Source organism: Pirellulales bacterium, from assembly GCA_036499395.1.
Taxonomy (GTDB): domain Bacteria; phylum Planctomycetota; class Planctomycetia; order Pirellulales; family JACPPG01; genus JACPPG01.
This window is the reverse complement of record DASYDW010000132.1, coordinates 1-20,269: the sequence shown is the minus strand read 5'-3', so window position 1 is coordinate 20,269 and position 20,269 is coordinate 1. Positions and strand designations below refer to the sequence as shown.

18 protein-coding genes and 1 tRNA gene are annotated in these 20,269 nt (G+C 60.4%); 14 read left to right on the top strand and 5 right to left on the bottom strand.

Annotated features, from left to right (window positions below; translation table 11 throughout):
• Window positions 1-384 precede the first annotated feature (384 nt).
• From VGN12_27050 to VGN12_27015, 8 genes are all read left to right on the top strand, one after another.
• On the top strand, window positions 385-1,269 hold the full coding sequence (locus VGN12_27050) for a succinate dehydrogenase cytochrome b558 subunit (protein HEY4313140.1): 885 nt from the start codon (window positions 385-387) through the stop codon (window positions 1,267-1,269).
• Between the two features lie 102 nt (window positions 1,270-1,371).
• Window positions 1,372-3,387 (top strand): succinate dehydrogenase flavoprotein subunit, encoded by a 2,016-nt coding sequence (sdhA, locus tag VGN12_27045; GenBank protein HEY4313139.1) that lies wholly within the window; start codon window positions 1,372-1,374, stop codon window positions 3,385-3,387.
• Between the two features lie 147 nt (window positions 3,388-3,534).
• Window positions 3,535-4,428: a succinate dehydrogenase iron-sulfur subunit gene (sdhB, locus tag VGN12_27040; protein ID HEY4313138.1), complete on the top strand. Its 894-nt coding sequence runs from the start codon at window positions 3,535-3,537 to the stop codon at window positions 4,426-4,428.
• A gap of 90 nt (window positions 4,429-4,518) precedes the next feature.
• Window positions 4,519-4,607 (top strand) — tRNA-OTHER (locus VGN12_27035).
• A gap of 221 nt (window positions 4,608-4,828) precedes the next feature.
• Window positions 4,829-5,143, top strand: coding sequence for a small basic protein (locus VGN12_27030; protein ID HEY4313137.1), 315 nt, complete (start codon window positions 4,829-4,831; stop codon window positions 5,141-5,143).
• Between the two features lie 111 nt (window positions 5,144-5,254).
• On the top strand, window positions 5,255-6,535 hold the full coding sequence (larA, locus tag VGN12_27025; protein ID HEY4313136.1) for a nickel-dependent lactate racemase: 1,281 nt from the start codon (window positions 5,255-5,257) through the stop codon (window positions 6,533-6,535).
• A gap of 152 nt (window positions 6,536-6,687) precedes the next feature.
• On the top strand, window positions 6,688-7,341 hold the full coding sequence (locus tag VGN12_27020) for a hypothetical protein (GenBank protein ID HEY4313135.1): 654 nt from the start codon (window positions 6,688-6,690) through the stop codon (window positions 7,339-7,341).
• A gap of 17 nt (window positions 7,342-7,358) precedes the next feature.
• Entirely contained in the window at window positions 7,359-7,904 is a 546-nt protein-coding gene (locus VGN12_27015) for a hypothetical protein (GenBank protein HEY4313134.1), read from the top strand.
• An 8-nt stretch (window positions 7,905-7,912) separates the two neighbouring features.
• Here the strand turns inward: VGN12_27015 and VGN12_27010 are convergent, their stop codons facing one another.
• The 3 genes from VGN12_27010 to VGN12_27000 form a co-directional block, all read right to left on the bottom strand.
• A complete protein-coding gene (locus VGN12_27010; GenBank protein ID HEY4313133.1) occupies window positions 7,913-8,155 on the bottom strand; it encodes a biotin/lipoyl-containing protein in 243 nt (80 codons plus the stop codon).
• A gap of 237 nt (window positions 8,156-8,392) precedes the next feature.
• Window positions 8,393-9,304, bottom strand: a complete 912-nt coding sequence (lipA, locus tag VGN12_27005) for a lipoyl synthase (GenBank protein ID HEY4313132.1) — start codon at window positions 9,302-9,304, stop codon at window positions 8,393-8,395.
• On the bottom strand, window positions 9,279-10,055 hold the full coding sequence (locus VGN12_27000) for a hypothetical protein (protein HEY4313131.1): 777 nt from the start codon (window positions 10,053-10,055) through the stop codon (window positions 9,279-9,281). The genes lipA and VGN12_27000 overlap by 26 nt, the downstream gene beginning before the upstream one ends.
• A gap of 206 nt (window positions 10,056-10,261) precedes the next feature.
• On the opposite strand from VGN12_27000, the gene smpB reads away from it, so the two are divergent.
• Together smpB and VGN12_26990 are read left to right on the top strand one after the other, a co-directional pair.
• On the top strand, window positions 10,262-10,747 hold the full coding sequence (gene smpB / locus VGN12_26995) for an SsrA-binding protein SmpB (GenBank protein HEY4313130.1): 486 nt from the start codon (window positions 10,262-10,264) through the stop codon (window positions 10,745-10,747).
• A gap of 317 nt (window positions 10,748-11,064) precedes the next feature.
• On the top strand, window positions 11,065-11,463 hold the full coding sequence (locus VGN12_26990) for a hypothetical protein (protein HEY4313129.1): 399 nt from the start codon (window positions 11,065-11,067) through the stop codon (window positions 11,461-11,463).
• A gap of 117 nt (window positions 11,464-11,580) precedes the next feature.
• Here the strand turns inward: VGN12_26990 and fusA are convergent, their stop codons facing one another.
• Complete coding sequence (gene fusA, locus VGN12_26985) at window positions 11,581-13,665, bottom strand: elongation factor G (GenBank protein ID HEY4313128.1); 2,085 nt, start codon at window positions 13,663-13,665, stop codon at window positions 11,581-11,583.
• 441 nt (window positions 13,666-14,106) lie between these two features.
• Here fusA and VGN12_26980 point away from each other — a divergent pair, with 441 nt between their 5' ends.
• From VGN12_26980 to VGN12_26970, 3 genes are all read left to right on the top strand, one after another.
• Window positions 14,107-14,955: a CAAX prenyl protease-related protein gene (locus VGN12_26980; GenBank protein HEY4313127.1), complete on the top strand. Its 849-nt coding sequence runs from the start codon at window positions 14,107-14,109 to the stop codon at window positions 14,953-14,955.
• A gap of 287 nt (window positions 14,956-15,242) precedes the next feature.
• Entirely contained in the window at window positions 15,243-17,009 is a 1,767-nt protein-coding gene (locus VGN12_26975; GenBank protein ID HEY4313126.1) for a hypothetical protein, read from the top strand.
• Between the two features lie 86 nt (window positions 17,010-17,095).
• On the top strand, window positions 17,096-17,377 hold the full coding sequence (locus tag VGN12_26970; GenBank protein HEY4313125.1) for a DUF433 domain-containing protein: 282 nt from the start codon (window positions 17,096-17,098) through the stop codon (window positions 17,375-17,377).
• Between the two features lie 372 nt (window positions 17,378-17,749).
• On the opposite strand, the gene VGN12_26965 is transcribed toward VGN12_26970, so the two are convergent.
• A complete protein-coding gene (locus tag VGN12_26965) occupies window positions 17,750-18,904 on the bottom strand; it encodes a GGDEF domain-containing protein (protein HEY4313124.1) in 1,155 nt (384 codons plus the stop codon).
• Window positions 18,905-19,203: 299 nt separating this feature from the next.
• On the opposite strand from VGN12_26965, the gene VGN12_26960 reads away from it, so the two are divergent.
• Window positions 19,204-20,269, top strand: a 1,066-nt coding sequence (locus VGN12_26960) for an aminoacyl--tRNA ligase-related protein (GenBank protein HEY4313123.1), incomplete at its 3' end; no start/stop codon positions are given.

Genomic DNA, 20,269 nt, shown 5'->3' with positions numbered 1-20,269 from the left:
CGGGGGGCCGGCGCGGCAGGCGTGAGCCGTCGAGAGGGGTGTCGCGTCGCCCTGATCGATGCGCGGGCCTGCGGCAACGGCGTTGATGATCCGGCTCCAGCGTCCTCGTGATCCCCCTTGTCATCTTCGAGCGCGCGGCAAGGATTTGTTTGCGAGGCACTCTCCGTTGATTCAGTCCTCAGAACATGCGGAACAGGTTCGCCACATTCTCATCGCGCGGGCGAGACCAGCAGATCAAGCGCGATAAATTTTACGAATCGCAACGGTGTTTCACGGTCGGCTTGTCAGGGGGCAGGGCAACTCTATACTACCGATGAAGTTGTTCATTTTGCCGCCACCGAATCGCGCACTCCCCGCTCGCAGAGTGCCCAGGAAAGATCTCGCGTGACAAGCACTTCTCCGCAGTCGTTCTATCTGCGTCACGAGTTTCTGATCAAACGCCTGCATTCGCTCACCGGTTTGATGCCGGTTGGCCTTTACATGGTGGTCCACCTGCTGACCAACGCCAGCCTGTTGGCAGGGGCGAAGTCATTCCAGACGAACGTCGACTCGATCCATTCGCTCGGGCCGGCGCTCCCCTTGATCGAATGGACGTTCATCTTCCTGCCGATCATATTTCACGCCGTCGTGGGCGTGATGATCGTCCGCAGCGGAAAGTCCAATTCCAGCCGGTATGCCTACTCGGGCAATGTTCGCTATACGCTGCAAAGGGCCACGGCCTGGATCGCCCTGGTGTTCATTTTCTGGCACGTGTTTCACATGCACGGCTGGCTTCATAACGACTATTGGATGAACAACCTGGCCAAGCCTCTGTACGGCGGGCAGTTCAATCCGCACCATGCCACGTCCTCGGTCGGCTTGGCGCTGGCTCCCTTTACGGCGCGAGTTGCGTATGCGATCGGCGTCGCGGCCTGCGTTTACCACTTCGCCAACGGCCTGTGGACGATGGGAATTACCTGGGGCATCTGGGAAACCGCCACGGCACAACGCCGCGCCAACTGGGTCTGCAGCGGCATTGGGATCTTCATTTTCGTGGTCGGTATGGCCGCCTTGTTCGGGGCTGTACGGGCCGGAGAAAAAGACAATCTGCTCAAGGCCGAGGCGTACGAACAGGCCAAGGACGATGCCGAGCAGCGTTTCGAAGAAGACTACAAGTCTCGGCTAGAACAAGAGAAGGCTCCGGGGAAATCTGCCGAAACGAAACCGGCCGAGAAGCCTCCGAGCGACGAGCCGATCCCGCCCGTGGCCCAATCAATTCCGCGGCCGTAGACAACGAACAAATCCGCCCTCTGTCGAGTGGCGGGGCTGGCCCGCTCGGCCTGTGCGGCTCAAAAGAGCCGCGGCAATGAATAACGCGAGGTTCAAGCGAACATGGCAAAGCAACGCGTGATGATCGTCGGGGGTGGCTTGGCAGGCTTGGCGGCCGCCATGGAACTGGCCGAGTCCGGCATCGACGTCGACCTGATGAGCCTCACCCCGGTGAAACGCTCGCACAGCGTTTGTGCCCAAGGGGGCATCAACGCTGTCAATTCGGTCACCCGACAGCAAGGTGATCGCGAGTGGCTGCACTTCGACGATACGGTCTACGGCGGCGACTTTTTGAATCATCAGCCGCCCGTCAAGGAAATGACGGACTGGGCGCCCAAGATCATCGATCTGATGGACCGGCTGGGCGTACCGTTCAATCGCACGCCTGAGGGCTTTCGCGATCAACGCCGCTTCGGCGGAACGCTCTTCAAGCGGACGGCATTCGCCGGCGCCACGACAGGCCAGCAATTGTTGTACGCCCTGGACGAGCAAGTCCGCCGCTGGGAAGTCGCGGGCAAGATCAAGAAATACGAGTTCTGGGATTTCCTTGGTCCCGTGATCGACGATGCGGGCATTTGCCGTGGCTGCGTCGGGCAGGACCTGGTGACGATGGAAATTCGCACCTTCCCGGCCGACGCCGTGATCCTGGGCACCGGCGGTTGCGGATTGATCTACGGCCGCTCGACGATGTCGATGGCATGTACCGGCAGCGCCGCGGCGCGTGCTTTTCGCGCCGGCGCGAAATACGGCAATGGCGAGTTCATCCAGGTTCATCCCACAGCCATTCCCGGTGCCGACAAGCTGCGATTGATGAGCGAAAGTGCTCGCGGTGAAGGGGGGCGCGTGTGGGTACCACGCAAGCCACAAGACACGCGCGACCCGAAGCAGATTCCCGAGGCTGAACGTTATTACTTCCTTGAAGAACGCTACCCGAAGTACGGCAACCTGGTACCGCGTGACATTGCCACGCGCGAGATTTTCAACGTTTGTACGTATGAGGGACTGTCGGTCGAGCAGGATCGGCTGTGCGTCTATCTCGACGTCACGCACATTCCTCGCGCGACGCTCGATCAAAAGCTCGGTGGCATTCTCGATATCTACGAGAAGTTTCAAGGGGTCGACCCGCGTGAAACACCGATGAAGATTTTCCCGGCCGTTCATTATTCGATGGGCGGACTGTGGGTCGATTACGAGCGAACCGCGGCCGGCGGGCTGCGGCTGGGGTCGCCGAAAAATCAGGTCACGAACATCCCTGGCCTGTATGCCATCGGCGAGTGCGATTACCAGTATCACGGCGCCAACCGGCTGGGAGCCAATTCACTGCTGAGCTGCATTTTCAGCGGCCTCATCACGGCCCCTGGCATCGCCGCCTGGATGAAGAACGCACCGCGCGGCGCGGCGGTTGACCAGCCGTCGAGCTTGTTCGACAGTGCCCGTCGCCAGCACCAGCAGGCGCACGATAACTTGCTGAAGCGCACCGGCGGCGGCGAAAACCCCTACCTGATCCATCAGGAACTGGGGAACGTCATGACCAAGGCGGCCACGGTGGTGCGTCGCAACGACACGCTCGCCGAAGCGTACGGTACGGTGTGCGAGTTGGAGGAGCGAGCCAAGCACTGCTCGCTTTCAGACACCGGCAACTGGACCAACCAGAACGTGGTCTTTACCAAGTCTCTGATTGATATGTTCCCGCTGGCCAAGGTGATCGTCAAAGGTGCCTTGCAACGTGACGAATGCCGCGGCGCCCATTTTAAGCCCGACTTTTCGATGCCCGGGCTCGAGGCGACCGAGCCGGCGGCGCATCGTCGCGAGGCGGAAGCCTGGTGCGATCGGTTCGAAGAGAATACGCGCAAATGGTTGAAGTCGACGATTGCAACGTATGTTCCGGACGGCGATCCGGTGCTGACATACGAAGAAATCGACACGACGTTGATTCCGCCGCGTCCGCGACTGTACGGCCTGGTCGGAGCCGAAGCCATCGAGGAAGTGTGGAAGGAACGTTCGGCCGCGAAGACCGCCGGCCATGACGGCAACGGCTCGCAAGGTAAAGGAGCGGCCAAGACCGTCGCCGCTGGGTAACGAAAACACGACGATTTGATCCACGGGTAACACAGATTTCAGATACAGAAGATACGAACCTCGGTTAGAGTCCCCTCACCCTGCCCTCTCCCGGCGGGAGAGGGACGTTCAGGAAATTCTGCGTAGCCAGAAGCGCCAAAGGAACCCATGCAAGCCACTACTAACGGACATTCGTCGCACGAGACACACGCTGACGGGCATGGGCATGCCGCGCCGCAGGTCACGGAATTCGACGTCCGCATCCTGCGACAGGACGCGCCGGGCGAGGCCAGCTACTGGGAACGGCACCGCATCAAGCGCGAGCCGGATATGAACGTCATCAGCGTGCTGCAACGCGTCGCGGCCCAGGCCAAAACCGTGGAAGGGGGACGCGTCGCGCCGGTGGCGTGGGATTGCAACTGCCTGGAAGAGGTGTGCGGTGCTTGTACCATGCTCGTCAACGGGCGCGTTCGCCAGGCCTGCACGGCCCTGGTCGATCGGCTCTTGGCCGAACATCCGGACGAGATCGAACTGCGTCCGATGGAGAAATTCCCCGTCGTCCGCGACCTGGTGGTGAATCGCCGCCGGTTGTTCCGCGCCCTGGAGAAAGTCCGGGCCTGGATTCCGGTCGACGGTTATTACGACATGGGGGCCGGCCCGCGCGTCTCGCCCGAGCAGCAGCAGCAAGCGTATCCGTTGTCTGAGTGCATGAGCTGCGGCTGCTGCCTGGATGCTTGCCCACAATTCACGAAGCTCGAGGTCGAGCCGCACGAAGGGGAATCGGCCACCGATTTTGCCAAGCGCGAACAAGCGGCCTTCGACACGCACTTCGTCGGCGCGCACGCCATCAGCCAGGTCATGCTGTTCAATAACCATCCCACCGGTGCGCTCAATGCCAATGAGCGGCTGGACGAACTCATGGCTCCCGGCGGCATCCAGGACTGCGGCAACGCCCAGAACTGCGTGAATGTCTGCCCGAAGAAAATTCCCCTCACCACCAGCATCGGCCGCGCCGGCCGGGCCACGGCCCTGCGGGCGATTACGAAGTGGTTCAGCGGCTGAGCTACTCCTCTGGTTTCCACCAGGCAAACTGCCGTTCGCCGGTAGAGACCTGCCATCGGTCCGACTAAGATGGACCGACTAACAAGTTCGGGAGAGGTGGCTGAGTGGCTTAAGGCGACGGGTCCTTCGGGATTCGTGGTCGGGCAACCGATCCGCACGTTCGAATCGTGCCCTCTCCGCTAACGATTTGCCGCATTGGTTTCCCGGCACAGTACTTATCTGCCGCCCCAGTTTAAAGCTGCACGAGCAAGCGGCACGCCCCCAGGGCATTCGTTAACCCCCGCCTTGATCGCCCCCCCTCTGCACCCGTATACTGACGGGTCTTGGTTAGGGCCCCCGGGCCTCAGGATTCGCTCGCGCCCGTGCAGGGCCCGGCGCACGCTATTCGGAGAGATTTGTCATGACGATGGATAAAAGCCTGCGGACTACGCTCGGATTGGTCCGTGCCCGTGGCGTACTGAGCCGCGGCGAGCGGATCGCGAAGCTGCAGGAAATGGACCGCTTCCCCGATGGCCGCAGCCCCCTGGGCCTGCCCAAGGTCCGGGTGATGAAGCTCTCGATGAAGAAGAAAAAGAAGACCAAGGAAGAGGGCGAAGGGGACGCCGCTGCACCGGCCGCCGCCAAGGGAGCTGCGCCGGCCGGCAAGGCGCCGGCTGCCAAAGCCCCCGCCGCGAAGGCCGCCACTGCTGGCAAGGGCGCTCCGGCCAAGAAGTAGTCGTGCCATTGGCAAGATTGCAGTGCCGTTCCGTCCCTGCGCGTAGCGAGCCAGTGCCTCAAATGCGGTGCGACGAAAGATACGCCACGCAGCGTTGAAAGCTGTTGAATCATGCGCGTCACGCTCGAGTACGGTAAAACCGGCCTGCAGGTCGAGTTGCCCGCGGAGCGAGTTGTCCGCACGCTGGGCTACAAGGACGCGCAACCGCTTGCGGACCCATCGGCTGAGCTAGCAAAGAAGCTGGCCGAGCCGAATGGCACGCCACCTCTGGCAGAACTGGCACAAGGTCGTCGCGACGCCTGTATCGTGATTTGCGATATTACGCGGCCGGTGCCCAATCAATTGATTCTGTCGCAAGTGCTGCCGACGCTCGAGGCGGCCGGCATTCCGCGCGATTCGATCAGGATCCTGGTGGCCACGGGCCTGCACCGCCCGGCGACCGCAGCCGAGATCGTCGAGATGGTCGGCCCGCACGTCGCGGCCCAGTATCGCGTCGAGAATCATCATGGCACCGTCCTAGCCGAGCATACGTACCTGGGAGAAAGTCCCCGCGGCGTCCCGGTATGGATCGATTCCCGGTATGTGAACGCCGATTTGAAAATCACGATCGGATTGATCGAGCCGCATCTGATGGCCGGCTTCTCGGGAGGGCGCAAGCTGATCTGTCCCGGACTGGCCGCGCTCGAGACGGTCAAAGTGTGGCATGGCCCGGCTTTTCTCGAAAATCCCAAGGCCGACTGCGGCATCCTCGACGGAAATCCCGTCCACGAAGAAAACACCTGGATCGGCCGCCTCGCTGGCTGTGACTTTATTATCAATGCCGTAATCGATGATCAGCGCCGTCCACTGGCCCTGGTGGCGGGCGACATGGAAGGGGCGTTCCTTGAGGGTGTGGCGTTTGTCCGCCGTGTGGTCGTCGATACCGTCGTCGAGCCGGTCGATGTCGTAGTCACCAGCGCGGCCGGCTATCCGCTCGACACGACGTTTTACCAGGCGGTGAAGGGGCTGACCGGTGCGCTCCCCATCGTGAAACAAGGGGGCACGATCATTTTGGCCGCCAGCATGACCGAGGGAATCGGCAGCCCCGAGTTCGCCAGCCTGTTTCGCGAGCACGAGAATCTGGAAGTCTTCGTCCAGCGGATCTTGGGCCAAGATTACTTCGTACTCGATCAATGGCAACTCGAGGAATTGGCCAAGGTCTGTCGCAAGGCGCGCGTGAAGATCATCACCGACGGCCTGCCGCGCGAAACGATCGACAGCCTGTTCGTCGAAAGCGCGCCGAACGTTGAAACGGCCGTCGCCGAATCACTCGCCGAGTACGGACCACAAGCCACGATGGCTGTAATACCCAAAGGTCCCTACGTGCTGGCCCAGGTCGCGACGAAAAACTAATCCTTGCCGCGATTAAATACGTTTTGCCCACATGGGCGGGCAGGGCGACGGGGTGCCGAAGCGAGTAAACTCACCCTCATCGAAACTCTAATCGCGCGAGACTGAATCGCCACTTGCGAAAATTCCCTACTGCCCCATCAACGACGCAAGCCATGACCGACCGCCTGATTCCCCCACGACTGCTCTTTCAATTCTCGGCGCCCTGCCATCGCCATGAGCCTCTATGGTCACCGACTGGCGCGCAGCTTGGACCGCAATTTCGTTTGCCCAGCTTCGCCGAGCTCGACGAGCAGATCTCGTTTGCCGATGTTCGCGCGGCTTGGGGCGACGCGGGGCTCGTGTTCTCGGTGCAAGTTTCCGGCAAGCGGCGGCCCCCTTGGTGCCGTGAATCGCGCCCCGACGAAAGTGACGGGCTGCGTTTATGGATCGACACCCGCGATACACACAACATCCATCGTGCCAGCCGCTTTTGCCATCAGTTCATCTTTCTGCCCGCCGGCAGCGGTCGCAATCTGGCCGATCCGTACGGCGAGTTGTACTTCATCAATCGGGCCCGCGAAAATCCCAAGTCGATCCGGGCCGACCTGCTGAAAGCGCGCAGCGAAAAGCGAGTGGATGGATACGTGCTCGAAGCGTACATTCCCGCGGCCGCGCTCACGGGCTGGGATCCAGCCGAGCACCCGAAGCTTGGCTTCACCTACGCCGTCGTCGATCAAGAGCTGGGCGAGCAAACGTTTAGTTGCGGCAAGGAATTCCCCTATCGCGACGACCCCAGCGTGTGGGGAACGCTGGAACTGGTGCGGTAACAGCGGTCAGCAGTCCAATGGCGTTTGACAGCAAACACCACCAGCTCGACTTGCACTCTTTGGACGACGAAGTTTCGCGGGCTGTTTTAGTGCCGTGGGTATCGAAGGCTTGGTATTTCGGCTGGTGCTACGGTTTTCCCTGGGGTGGCCCGATCCTCCTGCACTTTGCCAATCGCGGCAATGAAACCGCTGAGCTACTGACCGTACTGGCCTGGCCAGTCTTGTTCCTGGTTACCGGCATGTATATTGGCACACGTCGTCAAACGCGCATTCCGCCACAGGCGTGCGCCGCCGCAATCCGCGAGATCGCGCGGCACAACGCCCGGTTTTCCAATATTTACAACGTTGGGATCGCGTTCCTAGCGGCTTTCGAATTTGCGGCGTCGATTGCCCTGTCGCTCAAAGGCGATCTCGAACCGTTGACCGGGTATGCGATCCTAACGGCCGTTCTATTTGCGCCGTTCGCCGTTCTGAACTCGTGCGCAGAGCGCCAGCTACTCAAGGGGCAACTAATTGCCCTTGATGTCTATGCGAGTGCATTGCCGAGTGAGCCGGCCGCCTAACGGAGACGCTAATCGTCGCTTTCGACGACGCCCAGCACCTGGCCGACCGCGATCTCTTCGTCTTCTACGGCCAGTGATTCCACGAAACGGCCGCTGGCGGGCGCCGGCAGATCGACCGTCACGCTGTCAGCGGATAGCTCAACCAACCGATCCCCTTCCGTGACCTCCGCCCCCAACTCAACCAGCCACAGACTGAGCGTTACGTGACGGCTGCCAAGCCCAAGGTCCGGTACCACGAGGTTATGTCGCACGCGTGTTCCCTCGTGGCTCATGATCGCTTAGGCGAGGATTCCAAGTAGAAGAGACGATCCACAGATGACACAGATTTCGCAGATAAAACGGAAAATCTCATGGCGGACTACGTCCTGCCTACAGGCAGTACGATTCCCCCGATTCCTAATCTGCGTCCATCTGCGAAATCTGCGGCTACCATTCGTCCGACGAAGTCAGTGAATAGAACTGCAGCGTCGTGCAAGGCCGGCTGAATCCTACTCGGCCATTTCACGCGCGTGATAGCTCGATCGAACAAATGGTCCGCTGGCGACCTGGGCAAAGCCCATCCGTCGAGCAGCGAGGCCCAATTCGTCGAACTCCTCCGGCGGCAGATAGCGAACAACCGGTAAATGTTCGGGCGAGGGCTGCAGATATTGCCCCAGCGTCAACAGATCACAGCCGACATCTCGCAGATCGGCCAGCGTATCGAGCACCTCGTCACGTAATTCGCCGAGGCCCAGCATTAGGCCACTTTTGGTTTTGATCGTGGGATCGAGTTCCTTGACGCGCCGCAATAATTCGAGCGTCCAGCGATAGTCGCTCTTGCGACCGCGCACTTCGCGATACAGCCGCGGCACCGTCTCGGTATTGTGATTGAACACCTCGGGCCGGCTGGCGACGACGCGCTCGATGGCGCCAGGCTTGCCGAGAAAGTCAGGCGTCAGGACCTCGACCGCGGCCCCCGTTCGCTCACGCACGGCCAGTACGCAGCGATAGAAATGTTCGGCGCCCCCGTCGTCCAGATCATCACGTGTAACGGATGTGATCACGACGTGAGCCAAGCCCAGGCGGGCGGACGCCTCGGCCAATCGATCGGGCTCGTCCAGTTCGACTTGCTGCGTTTTTCCTTTGGCCACGGCGCAAAAACCGCACGGTCGCGTGCAGACGTTGCCCAGGATCATGAACGTGGCGGTCTTCTGCGAATAACACTCCATGCGATTGGGGCATTTCGCATTGTCGCAGACCGTTTCCAGCCGCAACTCTTCCAGCAGATTCGCCGTGAAGTGGTTGCTATTCCCCTTCGGCACGTTGCGCTTCAGCCAGCGCGGCAAGCGGGGCGCAGCCTCCCGAGAAACCTCTTCAGGCGTGATGATCGGCAGGCTAACTGGCGCGGGCAGTTGTGACATTCGTCAGTGCAGGGGGCGTCAACAGGACATGACTAGTATGCAAATGATAGCGGGTGCAATCGAAAGCCTCGGCCACACGCCGTACCAGGCTTTCTCGCACCCGAGTCATTTTAACATTTTGTTGGCGTTCGATCGTCAAAGAACTCATCACGGCCCGGCGACGGCTGTCGCTGTAAACGGCCGTAAGCATTCGCCGGGCGGGAGATACGTTCACGTAGGCCCCGTAATAGGTCACCCAATTTTTCACGGCCGCGTTCAGCGACACGATCTGTCCCGTGCGTCCCCACACCCCCCACCGATTCTCGGGCGTTTGCCCCTGAAAGCCTAGCTCGGCAAGCGCCGCGGCAATTCCCGCCTGCAATCGCGACAGGTAATCGCCCACCGTCCAACCCAATAGCGCGAGCGGCACGATGGGGTAAATGGCCAATTGCCCGGGCCCATGCACTATCGATCCACCGCCCCGGTTGACCCAGCGGACCGATAGTCCCTCGCTGGCCAAAGTTCGCGGGCTGAGACGCACGTCCGGGCGCGATCCTTGCCGGCCGACGGTGATCGTCGGCAAATGCTCGCAAATCAGCAGAGTTATCTGTCCATCCTGCCTGCCACTGGTCTCGTAAACCAGCCGCTGCTGCAACGCCAAGCAAGCCTCGAAATCGACCGTCCCCAACAAATACGCAGCCAGAGCCGGACGCGAAAGTTGCGCTCGAGCCTCGGGCGTATTGGCGAGATTTTCAGGGATGGATTTACGCATACTTGTGTTTGTAGTTTCGCTCGGCAGTATCGAGCACCCGGCACGGCGACGGCCTGACGCCCGCTCGCTCTCGCGTATAATGAGCGCTCTGGCTACTCTAACAAGAGATTTTCCACCGTCAAAGGTTGACTTTCGGTCGGCTGAGCCACAGTGGCAGCTCGCGACGAATGACGTCGGTGGCCGTTTAGAGAAAAAATTGCCCGCGCATGGCCAAGAAAAGTGATACGCCCGACCGCGAACACGACAACGAGCGGTTGATTAGCCAGAATCGCTCGGCCCGGCATGAATACGAGGTGCTCGACACTTTGGAATGCGGGATCGTGCTCGTCGGCAGCGAGGTAAAGAGCCTGCGCACGGCCCACGTTTCGCTTGACGAAGCGTACGCACGTCTGAAGGGGGGTGAGGTATGGCTGGTCGGCTGCGACATCCCCGAGTACCTGCAAGCCAACCGATTCAATCACGAGCCACGGCGGCCGCGCAAGATCCTCATGCACCGCCGCGAGATTATCAAGTTCGCCAGCAAGGCGTATGAAACCGGTCTGACGCTCGTCCCCTTAAAGCTCTACTTCAAAAAGGGAAAAGCCAAGCTGCTGTTGGGAGTGTGCCGCGGCCGCAAGACTCACGACAAGCGCGAAAAGCTGAAGAAACGCACGGTTCAGCGCGACATCCAACGCGCAATGCGTGACCGGTAGCGGATTCGGCTGCGGCAAGGTCCGGCACATGCATGGCTGCACAGCGCCCCGCAATCGCACGATAAGTTCCGAGTCGGGCTTTCGATCGGGTAGCTTCGTGGCAATTCCCCCGCGCCCCACAGTCAAAAGATGCCCGCCCAATGCCTGGTTTTGCGCCACGGGAAGCTAAGCTTTCGCAGCGGACGGCCGCGCACGGCAGCCAATGTGCGCAGTCTTTCAATGCACTTCGGGGGTCGCCGAACATGACAAATCAGAATTCTGCGGTGCCTGCGTCTCGCACGCCTCTTTTTGCGTCCATCGTGTTGGGTTGCTTAGGCGTGATCGACCTCGTGCGCGGAGTGTTGCACACTTTTTTCGTGCAGCATTCGGCCGTTGATATCGCCGGCTTGGATCTGGCGCATTCGGGCCAGGATCAACTGCTCTTATTGGGCGCGTTTGGTATCTCGAATTTTCTCACCGGTGCCCTGTTTCTCGCCGTGGCCTGGAAGGCGCGGTCCTTGGTGCCGACCGTCCTGGCAATTATTCCGTCGGCCTACCTGCTGGGCTTTATCGCGTTCCGTCTCAATCACATTATGCCCGAGGCGGCATTTCCAGGCCGAACCTTCATGCTCGCCTACTCGAGCGTCTGCGTGCTAGCCCTCGTGGCGTGTCTCGTCGTTATGCGAACGTGTCCAGGGAGACAGGCAGCGGCAGGGGCGAAAAAGGCATTTTTCTGATTCGCTAGATCAGAAGAGTATCAACGAACATGCCCACGCTTAGGACGTGGGCATGTTCAATAATCGCTATGTTCGTCGCTGCAAATCGCAAGAAGCAGCAGCACCAGCCGGGGACGCTTACTTAGCCCCGACCAGTTGTTTCTTCTTCTCGGCCAGGATTTCTTCCTGGATGCTGGCCGGCACGCGTTTGTAGCGCGAAAACTCCATCGTGAACGTTCCCTGGCCCTGCGTCATACTGCGCAGGTCGGTCGAATAGCCGAACGTTTCGGCCAGCGGCACCTCGGCCTCGATCACGGCCAGGTTTCCCTGAACCTCGCTCGAGACGATCATGCCGCGGCGGCTGGTCAATTCGCCCGTGACCGAGCCTTGGAACGTGACCGGCACTTCGACTTCCAGCTTCATCACCGGCTCCAAGAGAACCGGCTTCATCTTCAGAAACGTCTCGCGGAAACAACCGCGGGCACAGATCTGGAACGCCATATCCGAGCTGTCGACGTCGTGGTACGAGCCGTCTTCGAGAACGGTCTTCACGCCCACGATCGGGAAGCCGGCCAGGGGGCCCTTCTTCAACGAATCGCGGAAACCCTTCTCGACGCTGGGAATGTATTCCCGCGGGATGCGGCCGCCGATAACATCGTCTTCGAATTCGTACGCCTCGGGGGCGTCCTCCGGCAGCGGGAAAAAGTGACCCTTGATATGGGCGTATTGACCCGAACCGCCGGTTTGCTTCTTGTGCTTGTAGTCGTAATCAGTTTCCTTGGTCGGCGCCTCACGGTAGCTGACCTTCGGCGCGCCGACTTCGACGTCCACCTTGTACTCGCGACGCATCCGCTCGACGTAGATTTCCAGGTGCAGCTCACCCATGCCTGCGATCAGGGTATCGCCGGTTTCCTCGTCACTGGTGGCGCGGAACGTGGGATCTTCCTTCGTAAAGCGCTGAAGCGCTTTTGAGAGCTTGTCGCCACCCTCACGCGAAATAGGCGTGATGGCCATCTTGATGACCGGATCGGGCACGAACATGCTTTCCAGCGTGCAGTACTTGTTCTGCGAGGCATAGGTATCGCCGCTCGCGCAGTCGATGCCGATGATCGCCACGATGTCGCCGGCCGAGGCGCTATCGATTTCCTCGCGCTTGTCGGCGTGCATCCGCAGGATGCGGCTGAAGCGCTGCTTCTGACCGGTACGCTGGTTGAAGTGCGTATCGCCCTTATTGATCGTTCCCTGGTAAATCCGTGTGAACGTCAACTGGCCGTACGGATCTTCGACGATTTTGAACGCCATGCCGACGAACGGCTTGGCCGGATCGGGCTCGAGCGGGAACTTCTCATCCGGCTTGTCGTACACCTTGGCCGAGACCTTGCGGTCCAGCGGCGAGGGTAAATAACGGACGACCGCGTCCAACAGCGGTTGCACACCCTTGTTGCGATAGGCGGTGCCCATGAACACGGGAGTGACGTCCTGCTCTTGGACGGCGCCCTTGACGGTCTTGTGAATCAGCTCGATCGGTACTTCCTGCTCGGCCAACAATAGCTCCATCAACTCGTCGCTGTACATAGCGAGAGCTTCGAGCATTTCCTGCCGCGACTGGACCGCTTCTTCCTTCAGGTCGGCGGGAATCTCTTCTTCGCGAACGTTCTCGCCGTTGTTGCCATCGAAATAGATGGCCTTCATCGAGATCAGGTCGATCACGCCTTCGAACTTGTCTTCTTTGCCGATGCCGATTTGCATCAACACGGCTTCGCAATGCAGCTTCTCGCGCAATTGCTTCACGACACGGCGGTAATCGGCGCCGGTGCGGTCCATCTTGTTGATGAACGCCAACCGCGGCACGTGGTAGCGCTTCATCTGGCGGTCGACGGTCATCGACTGGGACTGCACACCACCAACGGCGCACAGCACCAGGACGGCGCCGTCCAACACGCGAAGGCTGCGTTCCACCTCGACCGTGAAGTCGACGTGGCCCGGAGTATCGATCAGGTTGATCTGATGGTCTTCCCACGAGACCGTGGTAGCGGCGCTGGTGATCGTGATCCCGCGCTCGCGCTCCAGATCCATGTGATCCATGGTCGCCCCGCCTTCACCCTTCACCTCTTGAATGCGGTGAATGCGTCCGGCGTAGAACAAGATGCGCTCGCTGAGCGTGGTCTTGCCCGAATCGATATGCGCCGAAATGCCGATGTTGCGTAGGTTGGCCAAGTCCATGGTCGAGTCTCTTAATCCAGTGAATTACACCGAGTGAATAGTTCCCTTTGACCGACTGAGGGTCTATAGCGTCCGCGCCACAAGCACAGGGGATCGCAGTCGCATGGGGGATCGCCGGAAGGAACGAGAACCCCGTTAGGCAGGCAAGGACCCCGTGAATCCCCCGCAGATATGCACTCTATCCGCAGAGAGCGGGACCAGCATGGCAAGGTGCCTGTCTAACTATCGTAACCCATTTCTTCGGCACGCAAAGGCCAAATTGAGCACAAGGATTTGATTTCCGGATGAGATTCCTATGAAGAATCCGTGAAATCACCTCTTGAGCGTTTCGACCCTGGCAATCTGGGACGCTTGCGACCGACGCGTCCCCTCTCCCCAACCCCCTTTCTGGAATTCCGTAAGGTTGATTTATCCCCCTGATAGAACTAGCTTTAACCGACTATGACAAGCACCTCCGACACGCCCAGTTCCAACCAGCAATTGCCCCCGAACTCCCCGGCAGCAAACGCCGGCTGGCGGGACACTTTGCTAGCAGCCTACCCGTGGCTGGGCTTCGTGCTGCCGCTGGTAGTGTTCCTGGCTATGACCAGTTTCGAACCAACCCCGCCGCCGGCACCAGCCGAGGCAGGCTCCGTCGAGCAGACAGCCGAGCCGTCGGGCTGGTTCGGATTGAACGTTCCCTACAGCGCGTATCCCTATGTTTATACGCTGAAGGTGGCACTTTCGATCGCGGCTATTGCGTTTGTCTGGCCGACGTATCGGCAATTCCCTTTTAAGCTAAGTCCGTTGGCGTTTGTCGTGGGTGCGGTTGGCGTCGTCATATGGGTGGGCATTTGCCATCTCCAACTCGAGCAGCGCATTTTGCCAGCAATTAGGCTCGGTAGCCTGTTGGGGTCGGGACAGCGCAGCGCGTTTAATCCCCTCGTCGAACTAGCCGCGCAGCCCGCCTGGGCCTGGGGCTTCTTGACGATCCGCTTCATCGGATTGGCGCTCGTCGTGCCCGTGATCGAAGAGTTCTTTCTGCGCGGGTTCCTGATGCGAGCCTGCGTTAGCGAGAACTGGCCGGCCGTCCCGTTCGGCACGGTGAACTTGCTGGCGGTCGCGGCCGGCACCGTGGTGCCAATGGCAATGCATCCCGGCGAGCTGTTCGCAGCGCTCATTTGGTTTTCGATGGTTACGGGCCTGATGGTCCTGACGCGCAACATCTGGGACTGCGTTGCCGCCCACGCCACCACGAATCTACTGCTGGGAATCTACGTGGTGGTCTGGAACCAGTGGCATTTGATGTAAGCCACGATCGCGTCGCCAGCTCCGCAGAATCTTGACGAACTGTGCTCCTGCCGGCAGCGGGAAAAGCACGACGACCATGGTCGTACCGCTTCCAAGATTTTCCATTGGGGGACGAATTGGGGGTAAACCATGCCCCGATCGCCCCCGGGTTACTGCTTTCACCCTCGATCGAGGGTGCTGGCGCACGGGGCGACCGCCCGTGGCCGTCGGTGGTACGCTTTAAATGGAACCTGGCTGCGGATTTTCGCGGCCTATTTCAAACCAGTACGAGTCTCTCTGCAGTGACCATGGCAATCGCAGAGCCCACGGCAATCATCCCCGATCCTGTCGCGGAATACCGGCTTCGCCTGGCGGCGCGCCAGGCCACGGTACGCCGTGTGGCGCGGTGGAATCAGCGCATCACGCTGGGGCGCCGGCTGATGCTCTTTTCCGTGATCGGATACGTGGTTTTCGATCCAACCGAAGCCCAGGCCCTGATCCCGCTGGGCATTGCCCTGATACCCTTGCTGTTTCTGCAAAACACCGTGCTGCGGGTCTGGCGACGGGCCAGCAAAGCCGCGGCCTATTACGAACGTGGGATGGCGCGCCTCGAAAATCGTTGGATCGGCCGAGGCGTCGATGGTCGCCGGTATCAGAGCGATGCGCATCTGTACGCGGAAGATCTCGATATTTTCGGTCGCGGATCCCTTTTTCAACTGCTCTGCACCGCCCAGACGCCCATGGGACAGGACACCTTGGCCCGTTGGCTCTCCGCCCCCGACGACTTGGCAACCATCCGCGCGCGGCAGCGCCTCGTGCGCGATCTGGCAGGCAGCCTCGACCTGCGCGAGGCACTGGCATCGCTCGATGCCGATCTCGGTCAGGTCGTGCCTGAGAGTTTGACGACTTGGGCCGACGCGCGCCCCATCTTCGCGTCGATACCCTCGCGCCTGATAGGAATTGTGCTCGTGTGGGGATGGACGATGTCGATTGTCGCGGCACTAATCGTCGGCGGTGGCTGGTGGTGGGCCGTCATCGCGTTCACGATTTTCGAGGCACTGTACTATCTGTCGCGCCGCGATACGGCCCGCGCCGTCGCCCAGCATGTCGGCGACTCGGGCTACGCCCTGGGTGTGCTCTATCGCCTGCACGGCGAGCTCCGTAACCGTAGCGACGTGCCACCCGCACTCGCGGAACACGCCTCAGCGATTGGTCGAGCACTGACAATCCCGCAGCGATGGATGGCCGAAGTCTATGGCTTGTTTCTGCAGAACAGCTTTCTGCACGCCGTAAAAGTTCAGGGCATGCCGCTTTGGGAAATCTGGCGGCTGCGTGCGCAACCCGCCGTGCGGTCCGCGCTCGCAGCGGCCGGCGAGATCGAGGCGCTGGCAGCATTGAGCGCCTACGCCTACGAGCGTCCACGAGATCCCTACCCGGAGCTGGTCGACAATGGTCCACTATTCTCGGGCGAGGGGCTGGCCCATCCGCTGATGCCGCCAGGCGTTTGCGTGCCGAACGACTTGTCGCTGGGCGGGGATCGGCGGTTGGTGCTCATCAGCGGCTCGAACATGTCTGGCAAAAGCACCCTCATGCGCACCGTCGGCATGAACACCGTATTGGCGCTAGCTGGCGCGCCGGTACGTGCCACGCGGCTGACGCTTTCGCCGGTGGTGCTGGGCACCGCCATGCGATTTCGCGACAGCGTCCACGAAGGAGCGTCGTACTTCTACGCCGTCTTGAAACGGCTGCGCGCCGTGCTCGATGTCACCGACAATCACAGGCCACTCTTGTTCCTGTTCGACGAAATTCTGCAAGGAACCAACTCACAGGACCGATTGACCGGGGCCGAGGCACTAATGCAGAAATTGCTCGAGGCCGGTGCAATCGGCCTGATGACGACGCATGACCTGGCGCTGACGCGGATCGTCGACGATTTGGCGCCGCGAGCGGTGAATATGCACTGCGAAGACCAGGTCGAAAACGGCCGGATGACCTTCGACTACAAACTCCGCCCCGGCGTCGTCACCAAGAGCAATGCCCTAGCCCTAATGCGCGCGATGGGTTTGGATGTGTAGAAACCAGCGGATGTCAGTTATTGCCGACTGACGAGCGTGCGAGCTAAAATGCAACGACGGCTTTAACCTCTGATGCGACGTGACCTATGTCCAGAACCGATTACCGAAATATCGAGCGGGACCCCGCTCGCTGCGGTGGACAGCCGGTCGTCCAGGCAACACGCGTCCGCGTCGCCACCATCCTCAACTGTTATAGACAGGGAATGAGCGTCGAAGAAATCGTGCAGCAGTATGCCGGACTTAAACCGGCGGATGTGCATGACGCACTTGCTTACGCCTATGACTACGCGGACGAAATCGAAGACTCGATTGCATCCGACGACGAAGCGACGGTGAAGCAGCACCTTTCCGACGCATCCGGCGAATGATCGCAGCTCGATCCTTCATGGACGAGGACATCTACTCGGCCGTTGCTTTCGCGCTTCGTCGAGCTGGAGTTGATACTGTCTCGACCGCTGAGGTACACAGGCTCGGCGAGAGCGACGAATCGCAACTTCTCTGGGCGTCCGCCTAAGAACGCACCATAGTCACGTTCAATATCGCGCATTTTGCTGCGCTGCATCGGGATTGGCTCAAGGCCCATCGGCATCATACTGTCCAGTCAGCGTCCGATTGGCGACGTCGTGCGACGTTTGTTGCACCTAGCTGCGGCGCTCAATCGCGTTTCGCTTTACGACCGAATCGAGTTTCTTGGCGACTGGTAGCAGGAACAGCCACCATGTCGCAACGGTGCCGGAAGGCTACGCCCAAGCCGCGCCGATGGCTTGCGTCGTGCGATCACGTCCGGCCGCCTTGGCCCGATAGAGAGCGACGTCCGCCTCTTTAATAAGTTCGGCCGCGCTGCCACCCCGCTTGGGCACGGTCGTTGCAATGCCGACGCTGATCGTGATCCCGCGCGACGCTCCGCTTTCGTGGCCGACGGCCGGTTGCTTGACGGTCATCTCGCGCAGGTCGCTGCGCAGTTGCGAGAGCACGTGCTCGGCGTACCAGTCGTTCGTGTCGGGCAGGATCACTGCGAATTCATCACCGCCGAATCGCGCCACCAGGTCGCGCGGCCGTGGCAAGCTGGCCTGAATGGTCTGGGCCATTTTCCGGATTACGTCGTCGCCGGCCAGATGTCCGTGAGTATCGTTGTATTGCTTGAACCAATCGACATCGATGAGTGCCACGCTCAACGGCAACTGCTCTTGCTCATGCTGTTCCCATTCGGCCTGCAGGCGGCGATCGAAGCTTCGGCGATTCGCCACGCCTGTCAGTCCATCCACGGCTGACTGCATTTCGAGCCGGCAGTTTGCTTCGTACAGTTCCTGCTGTGCGGCCCGTTCGAAGCGAGTCAATACGCCAACCAGAACACACAGGCATACGACCAGACCGACGCGTCCCAGCAATTCCAACGTACGAAATGCATCGGGCGTGAGCAGATTCAAGCATTCCCAGCCCAACGAATCAGCAACCGAAAAGCCCACCATCGCGAGCACCGTAACCAGCGTCCACACGACACCCCACCTCAGGCCCGCGGTGTACACGCCGATGATCGGCACCGTGGCGTACCACATGACCGACGGCCCCTGCCGGCCTCCGTTCAACAGCGCCAGCGTCGTATAGGCGTACATCCCGTCGAGGCAAAACAGATTCCCACAAAGCGTAGGCGAATGGCCACGTCGCAACGCGAGCAGGATCAATGCCAACACCACACCGGCCACGGTCAAAACCGCCGCACAGGCCGGCGCCCCGAGCATCACGTAAACCGGTGCGAACACTAAAACCCATACAAGCATCGCCAGGTTAAAAACTGCGACACGGCGCGCCTGGCGCAGATATTCTGGATCCTGCCAGTGCTGGGGAGGGATAAGCCATTCCCAGAATTGCCGCATTTTCGCTCGGGTTTCAGGCACTCTTTATTCTCGCGGGGCCATTCCAACTCTATCTCGCAACAAGCCCCAGTGCGGTCCAAAGAAATGAGGGCACGGCAGCTAGTAGTCGGTAGCTGGTCGCCGGAAAAGCGGAAGGCCTGCCTGCTTCGGTGTTTGCTGATTACTAACTACTGACTACTTACGACTAGCTACTCGCTACTGACGACTAGCCTCAAATGCCCTACAATGTCGCACTTTCGCCTAAACAGGCAGAGATCTGCTCTCAGGCAGGGCAACCCATCACCTTATCCACAATCGACATTCATCGAGATATCTGATTCATGGCCAAAGCTCCCCAGACCGCGATTACTCCCACCCGTAGCGACGATTATCCCGAGTGGTATCAGCAAGTGGTTCGCGCGGCGGATCTGGCCGAGCAGTCCCCCGTCCGCGGTTGCATGGTGATCAAGCCGTGGGGCTATGCACTGTGGGAAAATATGCAACGGGTGCTGGACCGGATGTTCAAGGAGACCGGCCACGTCAACGCCTATTTCCCGCTCTTCATCCCGCTCAGCTACCTGGAGAAAGAGGCCGAACACGTCGAGGGCTTTGCCAAGGAATGCGCCGTGGTCACGCACCATCGGCTCGAGGCGGGACCCGACGGAGGCCTGGTGCCGACCGGCAAGCTCGAGGAGCCGCTAGTCGTGCGACCCACCAGCGAAACGATCATCGGCGCCATGTACGCCAAGTGGGTGCAGTCGTACCGCGACCTGCCGATCTTGATCAATCAATGGGCCAACGTCGTGCGTTGGGAATTGCGCACGCGTATGTTTCTGCGCACGACCGAGTTCCTCTGGCAGGAAGGACACACCGCCCATGCCACCCGTGCCGAGGCCGAGGAAGAGACGCGCAAAATGCTCGGCGTCTACGCCCGCTTCGCGCAGGAATATATGGCCATGCCGGTGATCCGCGGCGAGAAGACTGCTGGCGAACGCTTTCCCGGAGCCGTGAATACCTATTCCATCGAAGCCATGATGCAGGATCGCAAGGCTCTGCAGGCCGGCACCTCGCACTTCCTGGGGCAGAACTTCTCGAAGGCACAGGAAATCAAGTTCCTGTCATCCGAAGGGCGCGAAGAGTTCGCCTGGACCACCAGTTGGGGCGTCTCGACTCGTTTGATCGGCGGCATGATCATGACGCACGGGGATGACGACGGGCTGATTCTGCCGCCGCGTCTGGCGCCGCAGCATGTCGTGATCCTGCCAATCTATCGCTCGGATGAAGAACGGGCGAGCGTGCTCGATTACTGCCAGAAACTGCGGGCGGAACTCACCGCGCAGCGCTACGACGACGAACCGGTCCGTGCGCTGCTGGATGATCGTGACATCGCCCGGGCCGACAAGAAAT